Source organism: Streptomyces regalis (assembly GCF_001509475.1).
In the GTDB taxonomy this organism is placed as follows: Bacteria; Actinomycetota; Actinomycetes; order Streptomycetales; family Streptomycetaceae; genus Streptomyces; species Streptomyces regalis.
In genome coordinates this window covers 1-25,632 of record NZ_LLZG01000021.1, presented here as the reverse complement: position 1 = coordinate 25,632, position 25,632 = coordinate 1, and the positions used below count along the sequence as shown (strand labels likewise).

At 70.9% G+C, this 25,632-nt stretch carries 22 protein-coding genes; 12 read left to right on the top strand and 10 right to left on the bottom strand.

From position 1 onward, the window contains the following. Positions 1–542, bottom strand: a 542-nt coding sequence (locus ADL12_RS05140; RefSeq protein WP_244187777.1) for a LysE family transporter, incomplete at its 3' end; no start/stop codon positions are given. Between the two features lie 309 nt (positions 543–851). Between ADL12_RS05140 and ADL12_RS05135 the strand changes: the two genes are divergently transcribed. Together ADL12_RS05135 and ADL12_RS05130 are read left to right on the top strand one after the other, a co-directional pair. Further along, on the top strand, positions 852–2,069 hold the full coding sequence (locus ADL12_RS05135) for a cytochrome P450 (protein WP_062698938.1): 1,218 nt from the start codon (positions 852–854) through the stop codon (positions 2,067–2,069). A 42-nt stretch (positions 2,070–2,111) separates the two neighbouring features. Beyond that, complete coding sequence (locus ADL12_RS05130; protein ID WP_062698941.1) at positions 2,112–2,312, top strand: ferredoxin; 201 nt, start codon at positions 2,112–2,114, stop codon at positions 2,310–2,312. Here ADL12_RS05130 and ADL12_RS05125 read toward each other — a convergent pair. Continuing rightward, a complete protein-coding gene (locus ADL12_RS05125) occupies positions 2,287–3,189 on the bottom strand; it encodes a sigma-70 family RNA polymerase sigma factor (protein ID WP_062698936.1) in 903 nt (300 codons plus the stop codon). The genes ADL12_RS05130 and ADL12_RS05125 overlap by 26 nt on opposite strands. A gap of 66 nt (positions 3,190–3,255) precedes the next feature. On the opposite strand from ADL12_RS05125, the gene ADL12_RS05120 reads away from it, so the two are divergent. After that, positions 3,256–3,933: an FMN-dependent NADH-azoreductase gene (locus ADL12_RS05120; RefSeq protein WP_062698943.1), complete on the top strand. Its 678-nt coding sequence runs from the start codon at positions 3,256–3,258 to the stop codon at positions 3,931–3,933. A gap of 2 nt (positions 3,934–3,935) precedes the next feature. On the opposite strand, the gene ADL12_RS05115 is transcribed toward ADL12_RS05120, so the two are convergent. Next, positions 3,936–4,487, bottom strand: a complete 552-nt coding sequence (locus ADL12_RS05115; protein ID WP_062698934.1) for a TetR/AcrR family transcriptional regulator — start codon at positions 4,485–4,487, stop codon at positions 3,936–3,938. Positions 4,488–4,594: 107 nt separating this feature from the next. Here ADL12_RS05115 and ADL12_RS05110 point away from each other — a divergent pair, with 107 nt between their 5' ends. The 3 genes from ADL12_RS05110 (at position 4,595) to ADL12_RS05100 (ending at position 6,654) form a co-directional block, all read left to right on the top strand. Next, a complete protein-coding gene (locus ADL12_RS05110) occupies positions 4,595–5,053 on the top strand; it encodes a nuclear transport factor 2 family protein (RefSeq protein WP_062698932.1) in 459 nt (152 codons plus the stop codon). An 18-nt stretch (positions 5,054–5,071) separates the two neighbouring features. After that, on the top strand, positions 5,072–5,608 hold the full coding sequence (locus tag ADL12_RS05105) for a flavoprotein (RefSeq protein ID WP_062698930.1): 537 nt from the start codon (positions 5,072–5,074) through the stop codon (positions 5,606–5,608). 77 nt (positions 5,609–5,685) lie between these two features. Then, on the top strand, positions 5,686–6,654 hold the full coding sequence (locus tag ADL12_RS05100) for an aldo/keto reductase (RefSeq protein ID WP_062698928.1): 969 nt from the start codon (positions 5,686–5,688) through the stop codon (positions 6,652–6,654). A gap of 14 nt (positions 6,655–6,668) precedes the next feature. Here the strand turns inward: ADL12_RS05100 and ADL12_RS05095 are convergent, their stop codons facing one another. Beyond that, on the bottom strand, positions 6,669–7,490 hold the full coding sequence (locus ADL12_RS05095; RefSeq protein WP_062698926.1) for a phytanoyl-CoA dioxygenase family protein: 822 nt from the start codon (positions 7,488–7,490) through the stop codon (positions 6,669–6,671). A gap of 64 nt (positions 7,491–7,554) precedes the next feature. Between ADL12_RS05095 and ADL12_RS05090 the strand changes: the two genes are divergently transcribed. Next, positions 7,555–8,475 carry a helix-turn-helix domain-containing protein gene (locus ADL12_RS05090; RefSeq protein WP_062698924.1) on the top strand — a complete coding sequence of 307 codons (921 nt, stop codon included), beginning with the start codon at positions 7,555–7,557 and terminating at the stop codon, positions 8,473–8,475. 345 nt (positions 8,476–8,820) lie between these two features. Then, on the top strand, positions 8,821–10,893 hold the full coding sequence (locus ADL12_RS05085; protein WP_062698922.1) for an RICIN domain-containing protein: 2,073 nt from the start codon (positions 8,821–8,823) through the stop codon (positions 10,891–10,893). Between the two features lie 37 nt (positions 10,894–10,930). On the opposite strand, the gene ADL12_RS05080 is transcribed toward ADL12_RS05085, so the two are convergent. The 3 genes from ADL12_RS05080 to ADL12_RS05070 form a co-directional block, all read right to left on the bottom strand. After that, a complete protein-coding gene (locus ADL12_RS05080) occupies positions 10,931–12,187 on the bottom strand; it encodes an arsenic transporter (RefSeq protein WP_208614475.1) in 1,257 nt (418 codons plus the stop codon). A 90-nt stretch (positions 12,188–12,277) separates the two neighbouring features. Beyond that, the gene (locus tag ADL12_RS05075; RefSeq protein WP_062698919.1) at positions 12,278–12,934 is read right to left on the bottom strand and encodes a DUF4232 domain-containing protein; all 657 of its coding nucleotides are present in this window, start codon (positions 12,932–12,934) and stop codon (positions 12,278–12,280) included. A gap of 69 nt (positions 12,935–13,003) precedes the next feature. After that, positions 13,004–15,388, bottom strand: coding sequence for a SpoIIE family protein phosphatase (locus ADL12_RS05070; protein WP_062698917.1), 2,385 nt, complete (start codon positions 15,386–15,388; stop codon positions 13,004–13,006). Positions 15,389–15,530: 142 nt separating this feature from the next. On the opposite strand from ADL12_RS05070, the gene ADL12_RS05065 reads away from it, so the two are divergent. Further along, on the top strand, positions 15,531–18,629 hold the full coding sequence (locus ADL12_RS05065) for a glycoside hydrolase family 2 TIM barrel-domain containing protein (RefSeq protein ID WP_062698915.1): 3,099 nt from the start codon (positions 15,531–15,533) through the stop codon (positions 18,627–18,629). A 235-nt stretch (positions 18,630–18,864) separates the two neighbouring features. Next, positions 18,865–21,108, top strand: a complete 2,244-nt coding sequence (locus tag ADL12_RS05060; RefSeq protein WP_062698913.1) for a glycoside hydrolase family 9 protein — start codon at positions 18,865–18,867, stop codon at positions 21,106–21,108. A 12-nt stretch (positions 21,109–21,120) separates the two neighbouring features. On the opposite strand, the gene ADL12_RS05055 is transcribed toward ADL12_RS05060, so the two are convergent. The 3 genes from ADL12_RS05055 to sigJ form a co-directional block, all read right to left on the bottom strand. Then, on the bottom strand, positions 21,121–21,909 hold the full coding sequence (locus tag ADL12_RS05055) for a hypothetical protein (protein ID WP_062698911.1): 789 nt from the start codon (positions 21,907–21,909) through the stop codon (positions 21,121–21,123). A gap of 131 nt (positions 21,910–22,040) precedes the next feature. Continuing rightward, on the bottom strand, positions 22,041–23,507 hold the full coding sequence (gene qcrB, locus ADL12_RS05050; RefSeq protein WP_062698909.1) for a cytochrome bc1 complex cytochrome b subunit: 1,467 nt from the start codon (positions 23,505–23,507) through the stop codon (positions 22,041–22,043). Continuing rightward, a complete protein-coding gene (gene sigJ / locus ADL12_RS05045) occupies positions 23,504–24,436 on the bottom strand; it encodes an RNA polymerase sigma factor SigJ (protein ID WP_062698904.1) in 933 nt (310 codons plus the stop codon). The genes qcrB and sigJ overlap by 4 nt, the downstream gene beginning before the upstream one ends. A gap of 208 nt (positions 24,437–24,644) precedes the next feature. Here sigJ and ADL12_RS05040 point away from each other — a divergent pair, with 208 nt between their 5' ends. Both ADL12_RS05040 and ADL12_RS05035 read left to right on the top strand, forming a co-directional pair. Continuing rightward, complete coding sequence (locus ADL12_RS05040) at positions 24,645–24,890, top strand: hypothetical protein (protein WP_030046048.1); 246 nt, start codon at positions 24,645–24,647, stop codon at positions 24,888–24,890. 3 nt (positions 24,891–24,893) lie between these two features. Next, entirely contained in the window at positions 24,894–25,271 is a 378-nt protein-coding gene (locus ADL12_RS05035) for a hypothetical protein (RefSeq protein WP_062698903.1), read from the top strand. Positions 25,272–25,632 lie beyond the last annotated feature (361 nt).

Below are 25,632 nucleotides of genomic sequence, written 5' to 3'. Positions count from 1 at the left end.
CGCCCCAGCAGCGCCCCGCCCCCGGCGAGCAGCACCTGCCAGCTCGCCGACGCGGCGAACGCGGCCAGCACGAACACGCCCTGTTCCAGGGGCGGTACGGCATCCGTCGCGCGGGTGCCGAGGACGAGAGCCGCGAAGTAGATCACCGTGGTCGGGTTGAGCAGCGTGATGCCGAGCAGCGCCACGTAGGCACGCGCCGGGCTCGGGGGAGTGGGCGCGGAGCGGCCGGCGGTGGCGAGCCGGTGGTCACGGTGGCGGCGTACGGCGATGACGGCGCCGTGTACCGCGAGGATCGCCAGGACCAGGGCGGAGGCCCAGCGCAGCGGCACCAGTACCGGACGCAGCGCGGCGGCCAGTGCGGAGCCCCCGAGGGTGGCCACGAGGGCGTAGAGCCCGTCGGCGGTCGCGACGCCGAGCGCGGCGCAGACCCCGGTCCGCAGGGACGTACGGGCGGTGAGGGAGACGAGGTAGGTCGCGACCGCGCCGACCGGGACGGCGATGCCGTAGCCCGCGATCAGCCCCGCGACGAGCGCCGCGGTCACGACGTGGGAAGCGTGGGCCTCCATGGACGGCCGGGCTGCTGCTGGAACCGCACCGGACGGACGGCGACGGTCAGCGACAGGAAGGCAGTGGTCGTAGGCATGGCCGGATTCTGCGGGTGGCGGATGCCCGCCCACAAGCGAATTTCATCGGAGCACCGGCCCGACGTCTCCGCAACCGCGGCTCTGTACGACGATCTCCGGCCAGATTGCCCGTACTCCTGATCTGGCCGAACTTGGCATCGACCATTTAGATGCCCCGGGCATCCAATGGGGGTCGGCACGACGCACTCTTCGTCTGCGAGGTCTTCCATGACGGACACGACGGACACGACGGAATCGCACGCCGTCGCCTTCCCTCAGAACCGCACCTGTCCGTACCACCCGCCCACCGCCTACGACCCCCTGCGTGAAGCCCGCCCGCTGGCCCGCATCACCCTCTACGACGGCCGCCCGGTCTGGCTGGTCACCGGACATGCCCTCGCCCGCACCCTGCTGGCCGATCCGCGGCTGTCCTCCGACCGCACCCGGCCCGGCTTCCCCGCGCCCAACGCCCGGTTCGCGGCGGTCCGCAACCGCAAGACCGCGCTGCTGGGCGTCGACGACCCCGAACACCGGGTCCAGCGGCGGATGATGGTCCCCAGCTTCACGCTCAGGCGCGCGGCCGAGCTGCGCCCGGAGATCCAGCGCATCGTGGACGAACGGCTCGACGCGATGATCGCCCACGGAGCCCCCGCCGAGCTGGTGAGCGCCTTCGCGCTGCCCATCCCCTCGATGGTCATCTGCGCCCTGCTGGGCGTCCCCTACGCCGACCACGACTTCTTCGAGGAACAGTCCCGGCGCCTGCTGCGCGGCCCCACGGCCGCTGACACCATGGACGCCCGCGACCAACTGGAGGCGTACTTCGCCGAGTTGATCGACCGGAAACAGAAGCAGCCGGAACCCGGCGACGGCGTCCTGGACGAACTCGTCCACCAACAGCTGCGCGACGGCGAGCTGGATCACGAGGAGGTCATCGCCCTCGCGACCATCCTGCTGGTCGCCGGCCACGAGACGACCGCCAACATGATCTCCCTCGGCACCTTCACCCTCCTCCAACACCCCGACCGCCTGGCCGAGTTGCGCGCCACCCCGGCGCTGCTGCCCGACGCGGTCGAGGAGCTCATGCGGATGCTGTCGATCGCCGACGGCCTGCTGCGCGTCGCCGTCGAGGACATCGAGACGGACGGCGGGACGATCCGGGCAGGCGACGGCGTGGTCTTCTCGACCTCGGTCATCAATCGCGACGACGCCGTCTACTCCGACCCCGACACCCTGGACTGGCACCGCCCCACCCGCCATCACGTCGCGTTCGGCTTCGGCATCCACCAGTGCCTCGGCCAGAACCTGGCCCGCGCCGAGATGGAGATCGCCCTGCGCACCCTCTTCGACCGGCTGCCGCACCTGCGCCTGGCCGTCCCTGCGGAGGAAATCCCCTTCAAACCCGGCGACACGATCCAGGGGATGCTGGAACTCCCCGTGACCTGGTAAGAGGCTCCGGTCATGCAGAACGAAACGCGCGAAACGCGCCACATGCACATCGACATCGACCATGACCTCTGCGTCGGCGCCGGCCAGTGCGCCCTCGCCGCCCCGTCCGTCTTCACCCAGGACGACGACGGCTTCAGCGCCCTGCTGCCCGGCCGGGAGGACGGCGGCGGCGACCCGATGGTGCGGGAGGCCGCCCGGGCCTGCCCGGTCAGCGCCATCACCGTGTCGGAAACAGGGAGTTGACGCCGGGCGCATCGAGCACGGCCAGGTCGAGCGCGCACAGCCGGGCGGGGTCGGCGATCACCTCGTAGGAGCTGATCCGCCCGCCCCGCATGGTGGCCGTGACGACGTGCAGGAGCCGTCCGCGCGGGGCGACGACCAGGCCCACGTCGCCGCCCACGAGCGCCGGCACCGCGAAGCGCGCCCGGCCGCGCATGAGCACCGTGCCCTCCGCGACCGCCCGGGCGCCCCGCAGCTCCGTCGCCACGCCCGGCGGCAGGGCCGCGGGGTCGGCCCGGCGGACCACGTCGGGGGCCAGCAGGCCGAGCAGTGCGCCCAGGTCACCGCCCTGCGCGGCGGCGAGGAACGCCTCGACGACCTGCCGGTGCAGGTCGAGCTCGGCCCCCGGTACCGCGGGCGTCCCTCGCACCTTGTGCCGGGCCCGGCTGGCGAGCTTCTTCGCCGTCGGCAGGGACCTGTCCACGACGCGGGCCACCTGGTCGAAGGGCACCCCGAACAGGTCGTGCAGCACGAAGGCGACCCGCTCGGCCGGGCCCAGCCGGTCGAGGACGACCAGCAGCGCGAGGCCCACCGAGTCGACCAGCACGGCCTCGTCCTCGGGCACGGCCCCGCCGCCGGACTCCGGCACCTCGTCGCCGTACGGATCCTCGCGCCGCGCGGCGCGGGACCGCAGCATGTCCAGGCAGATGCGCGAGACGACCGTCGTCAGCCAGGCCGCCAGATGGTCGATTCCGTCGTCACCCGCACGGCTGAGCCGCAGCCAGGTCTCCTGGACGGCGTCCTCGGCCTCGTCGAGCGACCCCACCATCCGGTACGCGACCGCCCGGAGCTGACCCCGGTGGGTCTCGAACCGCCGTGCCAGCTCGTCCGCGTCGTCCATCGGTCACCTTTCTCCGTCGTGCTCCGTCACCCCTACGACGAACCCGACCCGACCGAGGTGACCGACATGACTCTGCTGCACATCGACTCCAGCGCCGACCTGCCCGCCGACTCCGTGACCAGGCGGCTGACCGACCTCTACATGACGACATGGCGCACCGCACACACCGACGGCACCCACCGCCACCGTGACCTGTCGGCCGACCCGGTGCCCCCGCTGACCGCGGCCTACACCACCCTCGGCCGCCGGGTGGAACGCGAGGGCCTCGTCCCGCCGGACAAGGTGCCGGCGCTGATCGAGAACGCCGCCGAGGAAAGGGAGTGGCGGCTCACCCTGCCCCTGCTCACCGAACTGCGGTCCGCGGACACGGTGTTGCTCGGCGTCCCGATGTACAACCTCTCCGTGCCCGCGTCCCTGAAGGCCTGGATCGACCGGGTGACGTTCCCCGGCGCGTTCTCGGACCCGGACAGCGGCGAGAGCCTGTTGCGCGGCACCCGAGTCGTCGTGGTCATGGCCCGCGGCGGCGGATACGGCCCCGGCGCCCCGCTGGAGCACTGCGACTTCCAGACGCCGTATCTCCGGGCCTACTTCGGCCGTCTCGGCGTGGCGTCGGACCGCCTCCACCTCGTCGCCGCCGAGCTGACTCGCATCGACGTCCTGCCCCAACCGGCCGGTCTGGAGCACCTCGCGGCCAACTCCCTCAGCCGGGCACGCGCGGCCGTCACGGAACTCGCCGCCGCGTGACCTCAGCGCGCCGCCAGCAGCGACCGCGCCGCCTCCCGGGCCTCCGCCGCCGGCCGCGTACTGCCTGTGATGCCCGCCGTGACCATGGAACCCTCGGCCAGCAGAAACAGCGGCCCGGTCAGCGCGTCCGGCCGCCCCGCCCCGGCCACCAGCGAGGCCAGGTAGTCGCGGAACGCCCGCTTGTGCGCCCGGACCTGGTCCGCCACCCGCTCGGAGCGGGCGCCCAGCTCACCGTACGAGTTGATCCAGGCGCACCCGCGGAAGTCCGCCTCGCCGAACCACTCCTGAAGCCAGTCGAAGACGGCGAGGATCCGCAGCTCGGGGTCTGCCTCTCGCTCCACGTAGGAGGCGAGTCGCCCGCGCCAGCGCACGTCGCGCCGCTCCAGATACGCCTCCACCAGCTGCTCCTTCGCCGGGAAGAGCTGATAGAGCCGCTTCAGCGAGACCCCGGACGCGCCCCGGATGTCGTCCATGCCGACGGACTGGATGCCGCGCCCGTAGAACAGCTTCTCCGCGGCGTCCAGTGCCTGCTCCCGGGCGGTTGCGCTGTCCATGTACGACCACTCCTTGACGCGAGAACGAGCGTTCTCCTACGGTAGCAGCCACGTGGAGAACGCACGTTCTCCCTTGCTCGTACCGCCATTCCGGCCCGGAGGACGCCATGACCGACCGCCCGCCCCTGCCGCCGTTCACCCGCGAGAGCGCCGCACAGAAGGTGCAGGCCGCCGAGGACGCCTGGAACACCCGCGACCCGCACAAGGTGGCGCTCGCCTACTCGGCGGACTCGGTGTGGCGCAACCGCGACACCTTCGTCACCGGCCGCGCCGAGATCGTCGAGTTCCTCACCGCCAAGTGGGCCCGGGAGCACGAGTACGCGCTGCGCAAGGACCTGTGGGCCTTCGACGGCAACCGCATCGCGGTCCGCTTCCGGTACGAGTGCCGGGACGCCGAAGGCCAGTGCTGGCGGTCGTACGGCAACGAGTTGTGGGAGTTCGACGAGCACGGGCTGATGACCCGGCGCGAGGCGAGCATCAACGACGTACCCATCGAGGAGAAGGAGCGCCGGATCCACGGCCCGCGCCCTGAGGCCGAACGAGGGCTGTCCTTCCCGCTTGAGTAGCTTGAGTAGGGTGCGCGGATGACTGAACAGGACGAGCGAGCGCCCTTTCTCTACGTCGTCGTGTGCGCCGCCGGCATCGCCACGGACGTCGGCAAGCTGATCACCGCCGCGCAGGAGCGCCAGTGGCGCGTCGGGGTCATCGCGACGCCGCTCGCCATGAACGGTTTCTTCGACACCGCCGCCGTCGAGGCGCAGACCGGCCGCCCGATTCGCTCCGCCTGGCGTCGCCCCGGTGAACCACGGCCCTTCCCGGAACCCGACGCGGTCGTCGTCGCCCCGGCCACCTTCAACACGGTCAACAAGTGGGCCGCCGGCATCGCCGACACCCTCGCCCTGGGCACCCTGTGCGAGGCGTACGGCCTCGGCGTCCCCATCGCCGCCCTGCCCTGCGTGGCAGACGCGCTGGCCGCCCATCCCGCGTACCAGGACAGCCTGATACGGCTGCGGGGGATGGGCGTGCGCTTCGGGGAGCCGTACTCCGGCGAGGTGGGGGAGGGCGGCGGGCGGCCGGAGTTCGGGTGGGAGCGGGCGCTGGATCTGCTGGACCGGTCCTAGACGAGGGAACCGGCTTCGAGTGCACCGACCACGTACGCTCCCCGTGGTACCCCACCCCGAAGGCAGGAGCAGCAACGATGCAGTACGTGAAGCTCGGTTCGACGGGCCTGGACGTGTCGCGGATCTGTCTGGGCTGTATGACCTACGGGCTCCCCGACCGCGGCGTGCACGAGTGGACCCTCGACGAGGAGGCGTCGCGGCCGCTGATCCGCCAGGCGCTGGAAGCCGGGATCAACTTCTTCGACACCGCCAACGTCTATTCCGACGGCACCAGCGAGGAGATCGTCGGCAAGGCGCTGCGCGAATTCGCCCGCCGGGACGAGATCGTGCTCGCGACGAAGGTGCACGGCCGGATGCGGCCCGGCCCCAACGGCGCCGGCCTCTCCCGCAAGGCCATCATGTCGGAGATCGACCACAGCCTCGCCCGCCTCGGCACCGACCATGTCGACCTCTACCAGATCCACCGCTTCGACCCGCACACCCCGGTCGAGGAGACGATGGAAGCCCTGCACGACCTGGTCAAGGCCGGCAAGGTGCGCTACATCGGGGCGAGTTCGATGTACGCCTGGCAGTTCTCCAAGATGCAGTACACGGCCGAGCGGCACGGCTGGACCACGTTCGTCTCGATGCAGAACCACTACAACCTCCTCTACCGCGAGGAGGAGCGCGAGATGCTGCCGCTCTGCGCGGACCAGGGCGTCGGCGTGCTGCCCTGGAGCCCGCTGGCCCGCGGCCGCCTCACCCGGGACTGGGGTACGGTCACCGACCGCAGCGCGGGCGACGACTTCGGCAGCCGCCTGTACGTCGACAGCGACCGCACCGTCGTCGAGGCCGTCACCCGCGTCGCGCACGACCGCGGCGTCCCGCGCGCCCAGGTGGCCCTCGCCTGGCTGCTGCACCAGAACACGGTGACCGCCCCGATCATCGGAGCCGCCAAGGCGCGTCACATCGAGGACGCGGCGGCCGCGGTCGAACTGGAGCTCAGCGAGAAGGAGTTGGAGGAGCTGCAGCAGCCGTACGCTCCGCATCCGATCATCGGTCACTGATCTGACGGTCGTGCTCAGTGCGGCCCGTGCGGTGCGAACTCCGTGCCGCACGGCCCCGCGCCCTCGCTGTGCGGCAGCGCGACGCGGTCGCCGCTCATCGTCAGCGTGCGGTAGTACTCGCCGATCCGCTCGGCAGAACGCCCCACATAGTGCCCGATGAACGACCGCCGAAAACGATCCTCCGTACGGTTCGGCTGCGAACCGTGCACCAGACTCCCGTTGAAGAACAGAACATCCCCCGGCTCCATGTCCACGGGAACAGCGGCCAACCCCGCCGGAGGCGCGACGTACTCCCGCGCGAAGGACACGTCGGCGTCCGCCGTCTCCGGGCAGAACAGGTCCATGGCGTGGGTGCCGGGGACGACTTCGAGGCCGCCGTTGTCCCGGTCGATCACATCGCACGCGATCCACGCCGCGACACACGTGCCGGGCTCGACGCGCAGATAGAAGTTGTCCTGGTGCAGCGCCTGCCCTCGGCCCCCCGGCGGCTTGAAGTAGAACATGCTCTGCGCGGCCAGCACCTCCTCCCCGAGCAGCACCTCCAGCACGCTGCGCAGCCGGGAGTCGAGCAGCACCCGCAGCGACAGCTCGTCGATCTCGTGCGGGTGCATCACCCGGGGATACACCCGCAGTGGGTCGCCGTCCGACGGACGGGGCTCGAAGTGCCCGGGTATCGGCCCGGCCGCGTGCAGCGCCGCGAACCGCTCGCGGAGCCGGTCGATCTCGTCGTAGCCGAACAGTCCGCGTACGACCGTGAAGCCGTCCTCGCGGAACTGGCGGAGCCCGGTCTCGGGCAGGATGGGAGCGCCGGTGCCGCCGATGTCCGTGGCTGTCATGCGTCCACTCCTCGGTCAAGTGTCCTCGCACCGGCCACGCTAGGCCGATACCCGCCCCAGGAGGATGACCGTGAGCGCTGACGGATTGCCCGAGACTGCTGCACCCGGCGATCCCGCCCCACCGCCGGGCCTGGTGGTGGTCGGCCACTTCGACCAGCCGCAGGGGTACGGCATCAACCGGCCGCGCGGCGCGGACAGTTGGCTGTTCACCTGGACCACCGCCGGGCGCGGCCGGCTACGGCACGGGAACACCGAGGTGCGGGCCGGGGCGGGTGACCTGGTGGTCCTCGCGCCGGGCGTCCCGCACCGCTACGGGGTCGAACCGGGCACACGGCACTGGGAGTTCTGGTGGGTGCACTGCCAGGCCCGCCCCTCCTGGCAGCCCTGGCTGCGCCCGTACGACACCGGCGAGGGGATGTACGTCGTCACTTCGACGCCGGACGCGGTGCACGGCCGTGTCGAGGCGGCGTTTCGCCGGATGCTCGCCGACGCCCGCTGGACGGGGACGGACGCGCCGCCCGTCCTGCCGCCGGGGGACGAGCCGGTCGCGGTGGCGCACGGCACCGCGGCCCGCGAACTCGCCCTGTGCTCGCTGGAAGAGGTCGTCCTGCTCACCGCCGGCCCCGCGCGGACGCCCCCGTCCCACCCAGGCGTCGACGACCGGGTACGCCGGGCCGAGGCGCTGATCGCCGCCGATCCGGGCGCCCCGCACACGGTGCGCTCGCTCGCCGAGCACGTCGCGCTCTCGCCTTCCCGGTTCGCCCACCTCTTCACGCGGCAACTCGGGCAGTCACCGATGCGCGCGCTGCGCGAGGCACGTCTGCGGCACGCGGCTCGGCTGCTGGAGACCACCGACCTCTCCGTGGAACGCGTGGCAGCCGCCTCCGGGTTCGCCAGCCCGTTTCACTTCAACCGGGTGTTCCGTGAGCGGTACGGGATGCCGCCTGGCGCGTATCGGGCGAGTGGCCCAATGGTTGGCGCGTGAACTGTGAAGGCCGGGTGAAGGTGCGTGTGTCCGTATGACCAGGCAAAAAGGTGAGGGAGCGGCCGTTCAATGGTTTCCGTCGGCTCCTGAAGGGCGTTGAGTGAATACCATTTCCAATTGCCCTGCCGATGTGCCGTAATCGCCGCGATCGGCTGTTGACCGATCGTCAATTACTGATCGGTGTGCACGCAATGCACAAAAAACTGGATTCGCTTGTTCCCTGCCGCTGACCTGTGCAAAGGTGTGCCTCGCTCCCACACGCCCCATGCTTCACAAGAGCCGCGCCCGGAGCATACCCATTGGTATGAACCTTTAAAGTCGCATGCCCTCCGGAGGAATGCCGCCGTGCATGACGCAGGCCTGTCGAATTCCCCTCACGATGCCCGCCTCTTCGAAGTGACCGACGCTCAACTGAGCGCCGAACTGAAGAAGTGGACGGGGGCGACACCGGCGCTCCATCCCGTCGGTGAACTCCTCGACCGGCACTGGGAAGCGGGCTTCGCCTACGCACGGCTGTGCACCGCGGACGCCCGGTCCGCCGGCATGCTCACCACCGCGGCATTCACCCGGCTTTTCGGCGAAACACTGCGGCAGACCGGACCGACGGCGGCGTGGCGCCCCCAACTGCTCGTCACCGTGCGCCGTATCGCGGCGGAATGGGACACCGACCGCCAGGAGCTGCTCCACCCCGAGCTGCGGACCGAGCCGGGCAGCGGTGAGCGCGTCTCCGCCCGGCTGCTGCCCCCGGCCGACCGGCGCCTGCTGTCCGGGGCGTTCCCGCGGCTGCCCCAGTCCGCCCGCTGCCTGCTGTGGCACAGCGAGGTCGAGGCCGAACCGCTGGCAATACCCGCCGGACTGCTCGGCCTCGACGAGGAGGACGCCCGTGTCGAACTCGGTCGGGCCCACGAGCGTTTGCGCGAGGAGTGCCTCCAGGTCCACCGCGAACTCGCCCCGGAACAGGAGTGCCGGCGCTACCTGCGGATGCTGGACGTGACCTACCGGCGCGGCGGCGTCGACGTCGACCCCGACCTGCGCGCGCACCTGGACCGCTGCGGGCACTGCAGCGACACCGCAGGCCAGCTGCACTTCTTCAACGCGGGGCTCGGTGTCGCACTGGCCGAGGCGGTGCTCGGCTGGGGCGCGAGAGCCTACCTGGAATCGCGAGCGAGCCAGGCCGAGAAGCCGGCCGAGGCCGAGCAGGCGCCGCCGGCGGCGATCGTGGGCGAGTCCTTCTTCTCCGAGGGCGGTGCCTTCGCCCCCGCGGGCGACGCCTCCGCCCCCGCAGCCGAGGGTCCCGCGCCAGCCCCCGCCGGCCCGCCCTTCTCCGCCGCGGACGTGGTCGCGTCGCCCGCGCAGACGGGTCCCCGACGGGAACGCCGCACCGCACGTCGGACCGCCCCGCGAGCCGACGCCACCACCGCTCCCGGTCCGGGCGCCCCCCGCAGCTGCTCCCGCCGTGCGGCCCTCAAGGCCGCCCGCCGCGCCGCCCGGCGCCGCAACCTCACCGCGGCCGTCGCGACCGTCAGTGCCCTCGTCGTCCTCCCGCTCGTCGCCTGGTCCGTCGTCGGCTCCGGGGACAGTTCCCCTCCGACCGCGGGCGACCGCCCCTCCGAAGCGCCCGGCTCGAACGCGGGCTCCGCCACCAGCAACCCGTCCTGGGCGGGCGCCGCCGAGGCCGCGAAGGGCGATCTGCGGGGCCGGCTCTACAACATCGGATCCGGGCAGTGCGTCGGCGTCGTCGGCGGGAAGGCCGTCAAGAACGCGGAGACCGAGCTCGCCACCTGCTCCTCGGCGGCAGGCCAGCAGTGGGCGTACGAGACCGACGGACTGCTGCGCAGCGGCGCGAACCCCGATCTCTGCCTCGACTCCCACCTCGGCTACTCGGTCCGGCTGGCCCCGTGCACGGGTGCCGCCGATTCCGACACCAGAAACGTCCGCTACGACTTCACCCTCCAGGGCACCCTGGTGCCGCGCTTCAACCAGGAACTGGCCCTCAGCCCCGCCGCCACGGACGGCTCGGGAGCCCTGGTCCTCAAGACCCGTGACGACGAGGGCGACGCCCAGCACTGGGCGATCGACACCTCGAAGACCGAACTCCAGATGGAGGCGGTCAACTGGGACGCAACCGATGCTCCGCAGCCGACGAGACCCGAACCCACGCCGACCCCCACTCCCACCCCCACGCCCAAGCGGTCGAAGACCCCGACGCCCACGTCGACACCGTCCGCGGCCCCGTCGGCCTCGCAGCCGACCCCCACGAGCCCGTATCCGACCGACGCGTACTGCTACTACAACCCCTACTACTGCTCGTCGGACGGCCAGTACGGCGGGTCCGGTTATGGCGGGTCCGGGTACGGCGGCTATGGCGGTTACGGCGGTTACGGAGGTTACGGCCAGGGTGGTGGCGGTCGCCGCTGATCGCTGTCCCCGCTCGGTCGGGCGGTCTTCCTGCGACTCAGCCTCCGACAACCTGGAGTGACGCCCACAGCGCCAGCACGGCAGGGACCAGGGCGGCCGGCACCGCGAGCAGTCCGAGCCGGGTGAACTCGCCGACGGCGACAGCGTGTCCGTGCCGGTGTGCGATGCGCCGCCACAGCAGGGTGGCCAGCGAGCCGGCGTACGTCAGGTTCGGGCCGATGTTCACCCCGAGCAGCACCGCGAGCACCGCGCCGGGCCCGGCCGGGGCGGTCAGCGGCAGCAGGACCAGCACGGCGGGCAGATTGTTGATCAGGTTCGACAGTACGGCGGCCAGCGCGGCGATCCCGAGCAGCGCGGCCAGACCTGAGCCGTCCGGCAGTACTTGCCGGAGCGCGTCGGCGAGACCGTGGTCGACCACGGCGCGCACGACGACACCGAGCGCGAGCACGAACGCCAGGAACGCCGGTGCGGCGGCCCGCACCACCGTGAGCGGGTTTGCCCGGCGCCGTACGATCGCCCGCCCGGCCAGCATCAGTGCCCCCGCGAGCGCCACCCACGCCGGCTCGACGCCCGCCGCCGAGGCCACGACGAACCCGGCCAGCGTGCAGCCCACGGTGACCAGCGCGAACAGCGGCAGCTCGGGGGCCTTGCCGGCGTCGGGCGCGTGGACCGGCGCCATCGGCTCGTCGGCGAACCAGCGCCGGAAGACCAGGTACTCGGCGCCGATCGCGGCCAGCCAGGGCAGCGTCATCAGCGCGGCGAACCGGGTGAAGCTCAGCCCGCTCGCCTCGAACGCCAGCAGGTTGGTGAGGTTGGACACCGGCAGCAGCAGCGAGGCCGTGTTCGACAGGTGCGCGCAGGCGTAGACGTGGGGTTCGGCGCGGACGCCCGCCCGGGCGGCGGTGGCCAGCACCACCGGCGTCAGCAGCACCACCGTGGCGTCCAGGCTGAGCACGGCCGTGATCGCCGAGCCCAGCGCGAACACCGCGGTCAGCAGCCGCGCGGGCGACCCCGCCGCCCAGCGGGCCATCCAGGCCCCGCACGCCCGGAAGAGCCCCTCGACATCGCAGAAGTGGGCGAGGACCAGCACCGCGGCGAGGAAACCCACCACCGGCCCGAGTCGCTCCACCTCCGCCCACGCATGCGTCGGTGAGATCACCCCGGTCGCGATCGCCACCCCCGCGGCCGGAACCGCGACCGCGGCCTCCGGAAGGCCGAACGGGCGCACAACGGCCCCGAGGAGTACGGCGATGAGCAGGGCCACGGACAGTGCTTCGGCGAGCGGGGCGTTCAGAGCGGGTCCTTCAAGACGTGATCGAAGATGTGCCCGCACATGAAAACAGGCTGCGGTAAGAGCCTTGCGTGCGCCCCTGGCCGGGAGGGATCAACCGCCGGTGCCGGGCTGGACCACGGTGAGGAAGACCGAGGACTCGTTGCCGGCCACGGGCACCTCACCGTGCGTCCAGGCCACCTTGATCGAGTCCCGCTCGTCCGGCGGCGTCACGAGCAGCGCCGCGGGCGTGGCCGTACGGGCGCCGCTGATCTCGGGGCTGGCGAAGGTCAGCCCGGCCCAGGCGCTGCGGCCGGGGGCCAGTGTGACGGTGGTGGGCGTGTCCGGGGAGCGCTTCGGGTCCGGGCCGAGCTGCCGGCCGGACGCGTCGACGAAGGCGGCACCCGGATAGCCGCGCACGGTGCAGGTCCGGTCAGCCGTGTTGGTCAGCACGATCGGGAAGTTCCGCTGTCCGGCCCCCGGGCTGGGGCGGCCGATGGCGGCGCGCAGCTCGGAGGTGTGGCACCGCGTGCTGGAGGCGGTCGACGCGGGCGCAGGGCTGCCGGTGTCGGCCGTGCTCGGCTCGGTCGTGGGTTTCCCGCTACCGGCTGTGCCGGGTTCGGTCGTACGGCTGCTCGTGCCGGCCGGTGTCCGCACAGAGCCCGACGAGCCGGCGCCGTTGTCGCAGGCGGCCAGCAGGGCCAGCAGCGCGACAGCGCTCACCAGGGGAGTCGCTCGGTGTAAGGAGTGGAATGCCCATGCACGTCCCATGGTGGTGACGAATCCCCGTTTTACCGCCGAGTACTCAAGGTTTTGCCACCGAGTACGCACACCTCGTACTCACACCTCGTCGAGGAGCCCGATCTCCGCCCAGATCGTCTTGCCGTCCGCTGTGTGCCGACTGCCCCAGCGCTGGGTCAGCTGAGCGACCAGCAGCAGCCCGCGGCCGCCCTCGTCGAAGATCTTGGCGCGACGCAGATGCGGTGCCGTGTGGCTGGTGTCGGACACCTCGCAGATCAGCGTGGCCGCGTCGTGGATCAGCCGGAGGCGGATGCCGGGGGTGCCGTAGCGGATGGCGTTCGTCACCAGCTCGCTCACCACCAGCTCGGCCGTGAACGACGCCTCGCTCAGATTCCAGGCGTCGAGCTGCTCCATGACCTGCTTGCGGATCGGTGCGACGAGCGCCGGGTCGGCCGGGATGTCCCAGGTCGCGACCTGGGAGGAGGGCAGCCCCTGGGTGCGGGCCAGCAGCAGGGCCACGTCGTCGGCGGCGCCGCCCGGCGGAAGCAGGGCGTGCAGGACGTGGTCGCAGGTCTCGTCCAGCGACCCGGACGAGGCCGACAGCGCCTCGCGGAGCAGCGCATGGCCGGCGTCGACGTCGCGCTCGCGGCTCTCGATCAGGCCGTCGGTGTAGAGGGACAGCACGGTGCCCTCGCGCAGTTCGAGCTCGGCCGACTCGAACGGCAGCCCGCCCAGCCCGAGCGGCGGCCCGGCGGGCAGCTCGATCTCTTCCGGCTCGCCGCCCGGCGGGATCATGACGGGCGAGGGGTGCCCGGCCCGGGCCAGCGTGCAGCGCCGGGAGATCGGGTCATACACCGCGTACAGACAGGTGGCGCCCACCTCGCCGGGGCTGCCGTCGGTGCCCGCCTCCTCGGAAAGGCGTACGACCAGGTCGTCGAGGTGGGTGAGCAGTTCGTCGGGCGCGAGGTCGATGTCGGCCAGCGTGCGCACCGCCGTGCGCAGCCGGCCCATGGTGGCCGACGCCGCGACGCCGTGGCCGACGACGTCCCCGACGACCATCGCCACCCGCATCCCGGACAGCGGAATCACGTCGAACCAGTCGCCGCCCACCCCCGAGCGCGCCGCCGGCAGATAGCGGGAGGCCGCCTCGAGCGCCGCGGTGCGCGGCAGGGAGCGGGGCAGCAGGCTGCGTTGCAGGGCGAGGGCGGTCTCGCGTTCGCGGGAGTAGCGGCGGGCGTTGTCGATGCAGACGGCCGCGCGTGCCGTGATCTCCTCGGCCAGCAGTACGTCGTCGGGCGTGAACGGCTCCGGGTTCTTGAACCGGGTGAGCACGGCGACACCCAGGGTGGTGCCGCGGGCCCGGATCGGCACGGACATCGTCGTGTGGATGCCGTGCCCCTTGATCCGCTCGGCGCGTGCCGGGTCCCAGGAGAGCCACTGAGCGAGGTCGCCGGTCGCTGTCGAGGCCACGATGGTGCGGCCCGCCAGCAGCGCGTCGGCCTGGGGCGACGGGGTGGGATACACGTCCACCTGTCCCAGCCCGGCCACGGCTTCGGGGTTGCCCGGGTTGACGGATCGGTGGGCGGTCCGGCGCAGGCTGAGCGGGGCGGTCAGCGGGCCGGTGGGCGACTCGCCGCCGTGCGCCGGAGGGTCCAGCAGGTCGACGCTCACGAAGTCGGCGAGGGCGGGGACACAGATGTCCGCCAGCTCCTCGGCCGTCCGGGGGACGTCCAGGGTGGTGCCGATACGGACGCTGGCCTCGTTCACCAGCTGCAGCCGCTCCTGGGCCACGTACTGCTCGGTGAAGTCGTGCGCGGCGACAGACACGCCGCGCACCCGCCCCTGGGCGTCGGTGACCGGGGCCATGCGGGCCAGCCAGGCGTACCTTCTGTCCCCGCCGACCGGAACGTACGTCCGTACATCGGTGCCCCGGCCCGTGGTGAGCACGCGCAGGAGGTACCGCTCGATGTCCGTGCTCTGCGGTCTGCCGGACAGTTCGGGCGCCCGCAGCCCGCGCACGTGCTCCTCGGGGAGCTGGAGGACCTCCGCCATGACGGAGTTGATCCGGCGCAGCCGGAGCCGCTCGTCGTAGATCGCGATGGCACAGGGGGACTCGAGGAGACCGACACGGTCCAGCGGGTCGTCGGGCGCACGCGGGCCGTCCTCTTCCAGCGGCGTGACCACGAGCCAGCGGTCGGGGCCGTCGTCCCCCGCCCGGACACGGTGGGCGAGCAGCCACACGGACACCGCGCCGCCGTCGCGATGGCGCAGGGTGATGGTGCCGTCCCAGCGGTCGCCCTCCGGCGCGCCGGATCCGCTCTGCCCCGCACCGGCCATCAGATCCACGGCGGGGCGCCCCACGACCTCGGCGGCCCGGTAACCCAGCAGCCGCTCCGCTCCGGCGTTCCACTCGACGAGTGTGCCGTCGTCGTCGATGACGGCCCGGGCTGTCGCGGCGTCGTCGAACGGATACTCCGGGTTCATCGTTCCAGGCTAGTGCGTCGGCTGCCCACAGACCCCGGAACTCCCATGTGCACCCTTGACGGTACGGCGTGCCACCCCGTCAGAATCTGTTTGTTCGCGATCAGTTGTGAGTACTTCTGCGCCCTGATGAGGGAGAGCCGCCATGACAGTCACTCGAAGATCGTTACTGCTCGCCTCGACCGCCGCCCCGGCGGCCGGAGCGCTGCTGACCACCGCGACGGCACGGGCCGCCGAAGCCGCCGGCGCCGGGTCCGGCCGCCGCACGGTCGCGCTGCGCGACGGCTGGCGCTTCGCCCTGGTGAACCCCGGCGGGATCACCGACCCGACCGGCGCCTACGCGGGCGCCGCCGAGCCCGGCTACGACGACTCGGGCTGGCGCGAGGTCGCGGTGCCGCACGACTGGAGCATCGAGTTCGCCCCGACCACCGAGCACAACACCACCAGCGGCACCGGCTTCTTCCCCGGCGGCCTCGGCTGGTACCGCCTCGACTTCACCCTGCCGCCCGGCCTCGCGGGTCGGCGGATATCGGTGGAGTTCGACGGCGTCTACATGGACTCGTACGTCTACTGCAACGGCAAGGAGGCCGGCCGCCACCCCTACGGCTACACCGGCTTCGCCTTCGACCTCACCGACCTCGTGCACACCGACGGCAGCACCGAGAACGTGCTCGCGGTCAAGGTGCAGAACCGGCTCCCCAGCAGCCGCTGGTACTCCGGCAGCGGCATCTACCGCCAGGCCCGCCTCGTCGTCACCGAGCCGGTGCACGTGGAGCGCTGGGGCACGTACGTCACGACACCGGAGATCACCGAGGAGCGGGGCGTCGTACGGGTGCGGACCTCGGTGGTGAACGCCTCCGGCGGTGGCACGGACGTCGAGATCGTCTCGCGGATCGTCGATCCCGGCGGCCGTACCGTCGCCCGTACGTCCTCCGCGATCGCCGTCACCGACAAGGCGACCGAGACCCATGAACTCACGGTCGCAGGGCCGCAGTTGTGGGACTTCGAGACGCCGCACCACCGTTACACCCTGAAGACCGAACTACGCGTCGGCGGCAGGACGACCGACACCTACCGCACCCCCTTCGGTTTCCGCACCTTCCGCTTCGACCCGGACGAGGGCTTCCACCTCAACGGCGTCCACAGCAAGATCAAGGGCGTCGACCTCCATCACGACCTGGGCGCCCTCGGCGCCGCCGTCAGCATCGACGCGATCCGTCGGCAGATGACCATCATGAAGTCGATGGGCGTCAACGCCTTCCGGACCTCCCACAACCCGCCCTCGCCGGAGATGATCCAGGTCTGCGAGGAGATGGGCATCGTCATGCTGGTGGAGGCCTTCGACTGCTGGCGCTCGCCGAAGACGCGCTACGACTACGGCCGCTTCTTCGACGAGTGGGCCGACAAGGACATCTCCGAGATGGTGCTGGCGGCCCGCAACTCGCCCGCCGTCCTCGTGTGGTCGATCGGCAACGAGGTCTCCGAGTTCACCTCGACCTCCGGTCTCGCCATGGCCGACCGGCTCATCGCCGCCGTCAAGGCCTCGGACGACACCCGCCCCATCGTCATCGGCTCCCACCGGCACCGCAGCGTGCCCGCCCCGGGCTCGCCGGGCGACCTGATCCTCGCCAAGCTCGACGGCCTCGGCCTCAACTACAACACCGCCAAGTCGGTGGACGCGCTGCACGCCCGCTATCCGAACCTGTTCCTCTTCGAGTCCGAGTCGTCCTCCGAGACGTCCACCCGCGGCGCCTACCAGGAGCCCGAGCGCCTCAACACGGGCGAGAACCACACGCCGGGCAAGCGGGCGACCTCGTCGTACGACAACAACCTCGCCTCCTGGACCATGAGCGGGGAGTACGGGCACAAGAAGGACCGGGACCGGAAGTGGTTCGCCGGGCAGTTCCTGTGGTCGGGCATCGACTACATCGGCGAGCCCACGCCGTACGACGTCTTCCCGGTCAAGGCGTCCTTCTTCGGCGCGGTCGACACGGCGGGCTTCCCGAAGGACATGTACCACCTGTTCCGGAGCCAGTGGGTCGGCGAGCCCATGGTCCACCTGTTGCCGATGACCTGGAACCACGAGGAGGGCGACACGGTCGAGGTGTGGGCGTACGCCAACGTCGACACCGTGGAGCTGTTCCTCAACGGAAAGTCCCTCGGCACGCGGACGTTCGACACCAAGAAGACCGTCGACGGCCGGACCTACCTGGAGACGACCGAGGCGACCGGCGACGACAAGACCTTTACCGACGGTCCCTACCCCGGCAGCTACACCAGCCCGAACGGCAGCGCGGGCAAGCTCCATCTGACGTGGCAAGTGCCGTACCAGGCAGGGGAGTTGAAGGCAGTTGCCCGACGGGACGGAAAGGTGGTCGCCACCGACGTCCTGCGCACGGCCGGTACGCCGAAGGCCGTACGGCTGGCCGCCGACCGCAAGTCCCTCACCGCCGACGGCCGTTCGCTGGTCTTCGTGACCGCCGAGGTCGTCGACGCCCGGGGTGTGGTCGTGCCCGACGCCGAGGATCTGATCTCCTTCGAGGTGACGGGCGGCTCGCTCGCCGGGCTCGACAACGGACGGGAGGAGAGCGCCGAGCGCTACCAGGCGAGTACGCGTACGGCGTTCCACGGCAAGGCGCTGGCGATCGTACGGTCCGGTACGAAGGCGGGCTCCCTGAAGGTGACCGCGCGGGCCGAGGGCCTGCGGGCGGGGAACCTGACCGTGCGGACGACCCCCGCCCGTTCGGTCGCGCTCACCCCGGCTGCGGCGTTCGAGCCCGACTATCCGGCGCCCACGAACTACCCCTATGCGGACGCCAGTTACTCCGGTCGCCCGGACACCCTCCCCGCCGCCATGCTCGACGGCAACCCGGCCACCGGCTGGTCCAACGGCTTCCTCAAGACGGCCACGGCCCTGCTGCCCGCCTTCGACGGAGCCCGGCCCGAGGACTGGGTGTCCGTCGGCTTCGGGCGGGCGCGGAGCATCGACCGGGTGGAGGTCTCCTTCACCGTGGACGCGACGCACACGCTGCCCGCGTCGGTCGAGGCCGAGGTCTGGGACGGCCGCCGCTATGCACCGGTCGAGGGGGCGGCCGTGGAGTGGGCCACCGCCTCGGACGCGCCGACCGTCATCACGTTCGACGCGGTACGCGGCTCCCGGGTGCGGCTCACCCTGACCAGTGCCTACCCGGGGGAGGCCCGAGGGGCGATACGGATCAGCAAGCTGGAGGTCCCGGTCACCTGACCCAACGGCGCGGTCCGGACGGGCGGTTCGATAGCGCCCCATAAGGGGCGCGGGGCACTGTGCGGCCAGCCACGAAGGTGCCACAGGCGAAAGACGGCCCATCGCGGCACTACCAGCGGAGCATTTCGTCCGGACTGTTGACGGACTGTCATGTCGCCAACAAGCATGGCTGCGTCCGCCTCTGGGAGCGCTCCCACCGCGAGCGTCACCCGCACCTCACCCGAGGAGCCCAGACGTGAAACGACGCAGAACCATCCTGTTGTCCCTGACGGCCCTGCTGGCGGCGGGACTCACCGCACTCCCGGCACCACCGGCCGGCGCGGAAGAGGTCGAGCAGCTGAAGAACGGCACGTTCGACACCACGACCGCCCCGTGGTGGACGACCAGCAACGTCACCGCGGGCCTGTCCGACGGGCAGCTCTGCGCCGACGTCCCCGGCGGCACCACCAACCGCTGGGACGCCGGCGTCGGCCAGAACGACATCACCCTGGTGAAGGGGGAGTCGTACCGCTTCTCCTTCACCGCGAAGGGCTCGCCCGAGGGCCACGTGGTGCGGGCGATCGTCGGCCTGTCGGCGGCGCCGTACGACACCTACTTCGAGGTGACGCCTCAGCTGAGCGTCTCCGGGAACTCGTACTCGTACACCTTCACCTCGCCCGTCGACACACCCCAGGGCCAGGTCGCCTTCCAACTCGGCGGCAGCCCGGACGCATGGCGCTTCTGCATGGACAACGCCTCGCTGCTGGGCGGTGTCCCGCCCGAGGTGTACGAGCCCGACACCGGGCCGCGGGTGCGGGTCAACCAGGTCGCCTATCTGCCCGCCGGACCGAAGAACGCCACTCTCGTCACCGACGCCACCGAGAAGCTGCCCTGGCAGCTGAAGAACGCCTCCGGGGCCGTCGTCGCCCAGGGCTGGACCGTGCCGCGCGGCACCGACGTCTCCTCCGCGCAGAACGTCCACTCCCTCGACTTCGGCGCCTACCGCAAACAGGGCAAGGACTTCACGCTGGTCGCCGACGGAGAGGCGAGCCGCCCCTTCGACATCGGGACCGCCGCCTACGAGCGGCTGCGCCTCGACGCCGTGAAGTACTACTACACACAGCGCAGCGGCATCGCGATCCGCGACGACCTGCGCCCGGGCTACGCCCGCCCCGCCGGACACGCCGACGTCGCACCGAACCAGGGTGACGGCGCCGTGCCCTGCCAGCCGGGCGTGTGCGACTACAAGCTCGACGTCACCGGCGGCTGGTACGACGCCGGCGACCACGGCAAGTACGTCGTCAACGGCGGCATCTCCGTGTGGGAGCTGCTGAGCACCTACGAACGCGAACGGCTCGCCCGCACCGGGGAGTCGGAGAAGCTGGGCGACGGGACGCTCGCCATCCCCGAGAGCGGCAACAAGGTGCCGGACATCCTGGACGAGGTCCGCTGGGAGCTGGAGTTCCTGCTGAAGATGCAGGTGCCCGCGGGGCAGCCGCTGGCCGGCATGGCGCACCACAAGATCCACGACGAGCAGTGGACGGGCCTGCCGCTGCTGCCGAGCGACGACCCGCAAAAGCGCGAACTGCACCCGCCGTCCACCGCGGCGACCCTGAACCTGGCGGCGACGGCCGCGCAGGCGGCGCGCCTGTACCGGCCGTACGACAAGGAGTTCGCGGCGAAGACGCTCGCTGCCGCCCGCAAGGCCTGGACCGCGGCGCTCGCGCATCCCGACCGGTACGCCTCCGAGAGCGACGGCATCGGCGGCGGCACCTACGCCGACAACAACGTCACCGACGAGTTCTACTGGGCCGCGGCGGAGCTGTATCTCACCACCGGCGAGAAGGAGTTCGCGGACCACGTGCTGAACTCGCCCGTCCACACGGCCGACATCTTCGGCCCCCTCGGCTACGACTGGGCCAGGACGGCGGCAGCGGCCCGGCTGGACCTGGCGACCGTGCCGAGCAGGCTGCCCGGCCGGGACAGAGTGCGTCAGTCGGTGATCAAGGGTGCGGACGGGTATCTGGCCGCCCTGAAGTCACAGGCGTACGGCATGCCCTATGCCCCGACCGGCAACCTCTACGACTGGGGCTCCAACCACCAGATCCTGCACAACGCCGTCGTGATCGCCACGGCTTACGACATCACGGGTGCCTCGAAGTACCGTGACGGCGCGCTGCAGAGCATGGACTACCTCCTCGGGCGCAACGCGCTGAACATCTCGTACGTGACCGGCTACGGCGAGGTCAACTCCCGTAATCAGCACGCCCGTTGGTACGCCCACCAGCTCGACCCGAAGCAGCCCAACCCGCCGGCCGGCACGCTCGCCGGCGGGCCGAACTCCGGCATCCAGGACCCCTACGCACAGAGCAAACTCAAGGGCTGCGTCGGCCAGTTCTGCTACATCGACGACATCCAGTCCTGGTCGACGAACGAGCACACGATCAACTGGAACTCCGCCCTGACCCGGATGGCCTCCTTCGTGGCCGGCCAGGGATGATGACAGCCCCGGTCAAGGGGTGACGTTCTTGACCGGGAGGTCTTTGCTCGCGCCCGCCACGTAGTAGTCCTTGGGCGCGGAGAAGATCACGAACTCGTTGTCGTAGTCCCGGATCTTGGCGCGGACGGTGAAGTTGCCACGCGCGTCCGTGGTGGTCTGCGCGTTGTAGGAGCTCTCGTAGTACGTCCGCAGGAACACCCGGGTGCCGGCGATCGGGCCGTGCCCGGCGGGCCGGGCGATCCTGCCCTTCACCACAAGGGTGTCGCCCTCGCGCACTGTGGTCTTGTTCACCCGGTACGCGAGGGCGCTGGTGACCGGCCGCACCCTGACCGTCGTGTCCGCGAACGCCATGTGGAAGTCGGTGGGATCGGTGTCGTAGATCGCCCGGAACATCACTTCGTGACGCGGGAACAGATAAGGGCTGGGCGTGCTCTCCACCCGGTCCGCGGGGACGTCCTCAAGGGTGAAGTGCCCCTCGGAGTCCGTGCGGACGGTGCCCACGCTGCGGGTCTCCCACTCGGTGGGGTCGATGGGGTCGCCCCACGGGTTCCAGGTGTTGTACAGAACCGATTCCTCGAGCTGGACCGGCGCGTCCGCGACGGGAGTGCCGTCGGAGCGGGTCAGGGTGCCGGTCAGGTCGACCGTGCGGTGGCTGTAGTCGGTCGTGGCGGTGCTGCTGGTGAGGGTCACCCGGTAGTCGTCGCCGTCCGCCGCGTGGGCGGGCGGTACGAGCACGGCGGTGGCGGCCAGCGCGAGAGCGGCGACGGCGGTCGGGCGGGCGACCGGTAAGCGCAGGTGCACGTGAACTCCGTGGGTGGGTGGGACCTGTTGTCGTGGGATGTGACACAGGGACGCCACAGGGGGTTGTAAGGGCCGTCAGGAATGCACGGGCCGTACACCTGGCGTTCGACAGTAGATCCTCTGCCGGTTCTCTATGGCTCGCGCTCCACGAGTTCCGCCGGCCGCTCGTGGGCGGTCAGCGTGTGCAGTTCGGCCCGGCTCAGAGGCCGGTGCACCTCGACGTACTCGCCGTGCGGCAGCCGCTTGATCACTCCGGTCTCCCGGCCGTGCGCCACCAGTTCCCTGTCACGGAGTTGCAGTCCCCAGCAGATCCTGCGGGTGACGACGAAGACGATCGCCGGGACCACGAACACCCCGATGCGCACCGCCCACGTCACCGTGTTGATCGACAGATGGAGCCGGGTCGCCACGATGTCGTTGCCGCCGCCCGCCAGGAGGATCAGGTAGAGGCTGATCCAGGCCGCGCCGATCCCGGTGCGGACGGGGCGGTTGCGGGGGCGGTCGAGGAGGTGGTGTTCGTGCTTGTCGCCCGTGATCCACGCCTCCAGGAACGGATACACCCCGATGAGGACCAGCAGGAGCGGGAACACCACGATCGGGATCAGCACCCCGAGGACGAGCGTGTGGCCCCACAGCGTGATCTCCCAGCCCGGCATGATGCGGACCAGGCCCTCGGCGAAGCCCAGGTACCAGTCGGGCTGGGCGCCGGTGGAGACCTGGTCGGCGCGGTAAGGGCCGTACGACCAGACCGGGTTGATCGACGCCACCGCCGCGAGCAGGGTGAGGGCGCCGAAGACGAGGAAGAAGAAGCCGCCCGCCTTCGCCAGGTATACCGGCATGAACGGGGCGCCAACGACATTGCGTTCGGTGCGCCCGGGGCCCGCGAACTGCGTGTGCTTGTGGTACACGACCAGCAGGACGTGCGCCACGACCAGCGCCGCCATGATGCCGGGGATCACCAGGATGTGCAGGGAGTAGAAGCGGGCCACGATGTCATGGCCCGGGAACTCGCCGCCGAACAGGAACATCGACAGATACGTCCCGACGATCGGGACGGACAGCAGCGCACCGTTCACGAACCGCAGGCCCGTGCCCGACAGCAGGTCGTCCGGCAGCGAGTAGCCGAAGAGGCCCTCGAACAGGCCGAGGAGCAACAGGGTCCAGCCGAACAGCCAGTTGATCTCCCGCGGCTTGCGGAACGACCCAGTGAAGAAGTGCCGCATCATGTGCGTGAGCATCCCGGCGACGAACACGAGCGCCGCCCAGTGGTGCAGCTGCCGCATCAGCAGCCCGCCCCGCACGTCGAAGCTGATGTCCAGCGTGGAGGCGTACGCCTCGGACATCCGGACGCCGTTGAGGGGGAGGTAACTGCCGTGGTACGTCACCTCGTTCATCGAGGGGTGGAAGAAGAAGGTGAGGTACACGCCCGTCAGGATCAGGACGACGAAGCTGTACAGGCAGATCTCGCCGAGCAGGAAGGACCAGTGGTCCGGGAAGACCTTGCGCAGATACTTCCGGCCGAGGGAGTGGATGCCGAGGCGCCCGTCGAACCAGTCCGCGACCCGCTCGCCCCTGCCGGGCAGTTCCCGGGCGCTCATGCGTCCCCCCTGTGCACGTGCGTGAGCTTCTCGGGGTTGCTCACGACATAGACACCGGACACCCGCTCGCCGTCCGGTGTGAGGTCCAGGACCAGGACGGCGTACGGCTCCTCGCCCTCGAACAGCACCGCGGCGTCGTCGCCGTTGACCCGCCGGTGGCGCAGCTCCAGATGGCCGGCCCCGCCGCCTCCCCGGCGCGCGTACGAATCCAGGAGCCGGACCACCTTGTCCCTGCCGTGCACGGGACGCAGCCCCGCCCGCTTCCGCTTGCCGCCGGCGTCCGTCCACACCGTCACGTCCGGCGCGAGGATCTCCATCAGTGCGGCGATGTCCCCGCCCACCGCGGCCCGCACGAACCGCTCGGTCGCCTCCCGCCGCACCCGCGGATGCGCCTCGTACAGCGGCCGCCGCGCATGCACATGTCCCCGCGCGCGATGCGCGAGCTGCCGTACGGCTGCCGGGCTGCGGTCGATGATCTCCGCGATCTCCGTGTGGGCGTACCCGAACACCTCGTGCAGCACGAACACCGCGCGCTCCAGTGGCGACAGCGACTCCAGGACGACCAACATCGCCAGCGAGACGGACTCGGTGCGCAGGGCAGGATCGTCGGCGCCGCCGTCCTCGCCGTCCGCGACCAGTGGCTCGGGCAGCCACGGGCCGACGTACGTCTCCCGGCGGCGGCTGATCACGGCACGCCGCGCCAGTGCGTGGTTCACGGCGATCCGCACGAGATACGCCCGCGGATTGGCGATCCCGTCGAGCGGCGAGCCCCCGCCGCGCGCCGTCCACGACAGCCACGTCTCCTGCAGTACGTCCTCGGTGTCGGCGACGCTGCCGAGCATGTTGTAGACGACGCCGAACATCAGCTCACGGTGCTCGACGAAGACGCCGGTCGCGTCGTCGGTGACGGTCAGGGGGATGTCGGACATGCGGTGGGCCTCCCGGTGCGCGCTCACTACTGCGAGGCCCGGTGGGGGCCGGAATGTGACATCCCGCGGGTGAATGTGACCCACGTCTCGCTGGCGTCGCGGGCGACCTCGCGCCCGATCACGCGCTCCGCATCCCTCTGGTACCGGCGTACATCACACTTGACCTGCGAGTATTTACGGTTGAGTACCCGAGCGGTACGGTGAAGGCATGCCAGCTCTCAACGTGGAGTTCAGCGACCGCGAGCTAGAGGACTTGCGGCAGATCGCCAAGGAACGCGGTACGTCGATGAAGGCGCTCGTGCGGGAGGCGGCCGCGGCCGACATAGCGCGCCACCGGGCGCTGCAGGAGGGTGCCGAGGCGTTCCGCCGGTTCTTCGCGTCGCACGCCGACGAGTTCGCGGCCGCTTTCCCCGACGACGAACCGTCCGTCAAGGGCGAGGGGCGGGCAGCCTGACCGATGGCACCCGTCATTCATATCGACGTGCCCTGGCTGCTCCAGCGGCACGAAGAGGTCCTGCCCGACCAGCCCACGATCAACGACTTCTCCGCGTTGGTCGCCGCCGTCGCCCGCCATCGCGTGGATCCGCCCCGTCTGGGCGTCGACTCCGACCCGGCCTGGCGGGCCGCCGCGCTGCTGCACACCCTGACCCTGCTCAAGCCGCTCCCCTCGGCCAACGCCCGCTTCGCCTGCGCGTCCGCGGTGGCCTACATGTTCGTCAGCGGCGTCGGCATCGACCCGCCCTACGGCGCCCTCGTCGACCTCGCCCGTGACCTGATCTCCGGCAAGGCCGACCTGTACGGCGCGGCCGACCGGCTGCGCTCCTGGCAGATCTGAGGCCGGCCGGCTCGGCGTACCTCGCGCGCGTGCGCGTTTCATACAGGGCACATGGAATGTTGAAAGATCGTGCAGCTGTGGAGAGTTGCCGCAGTATCTGACTTTCTTTCAAAGGGGCGGATGTTGCCCAAGTGCCTTGTTGGCCATTGGTTGCTGTGCGAGGGTGAACTACCCGTGGGGGGTTGGAAAAGGCCGGGGCTCATTCGTTCCGTGGGGAACCGGGTCGGATGGACGTTGGTGAATTCGCGCTCCCCGCGCTCGCGCCGAAGAGGTACACACCAAGCCGCTCTCCTTTTCGGCGACCGGAACTTCTGAGTCATGCGCGTGGGAAGGAATCCGTTCAGTGCCCACCCCCCACCCC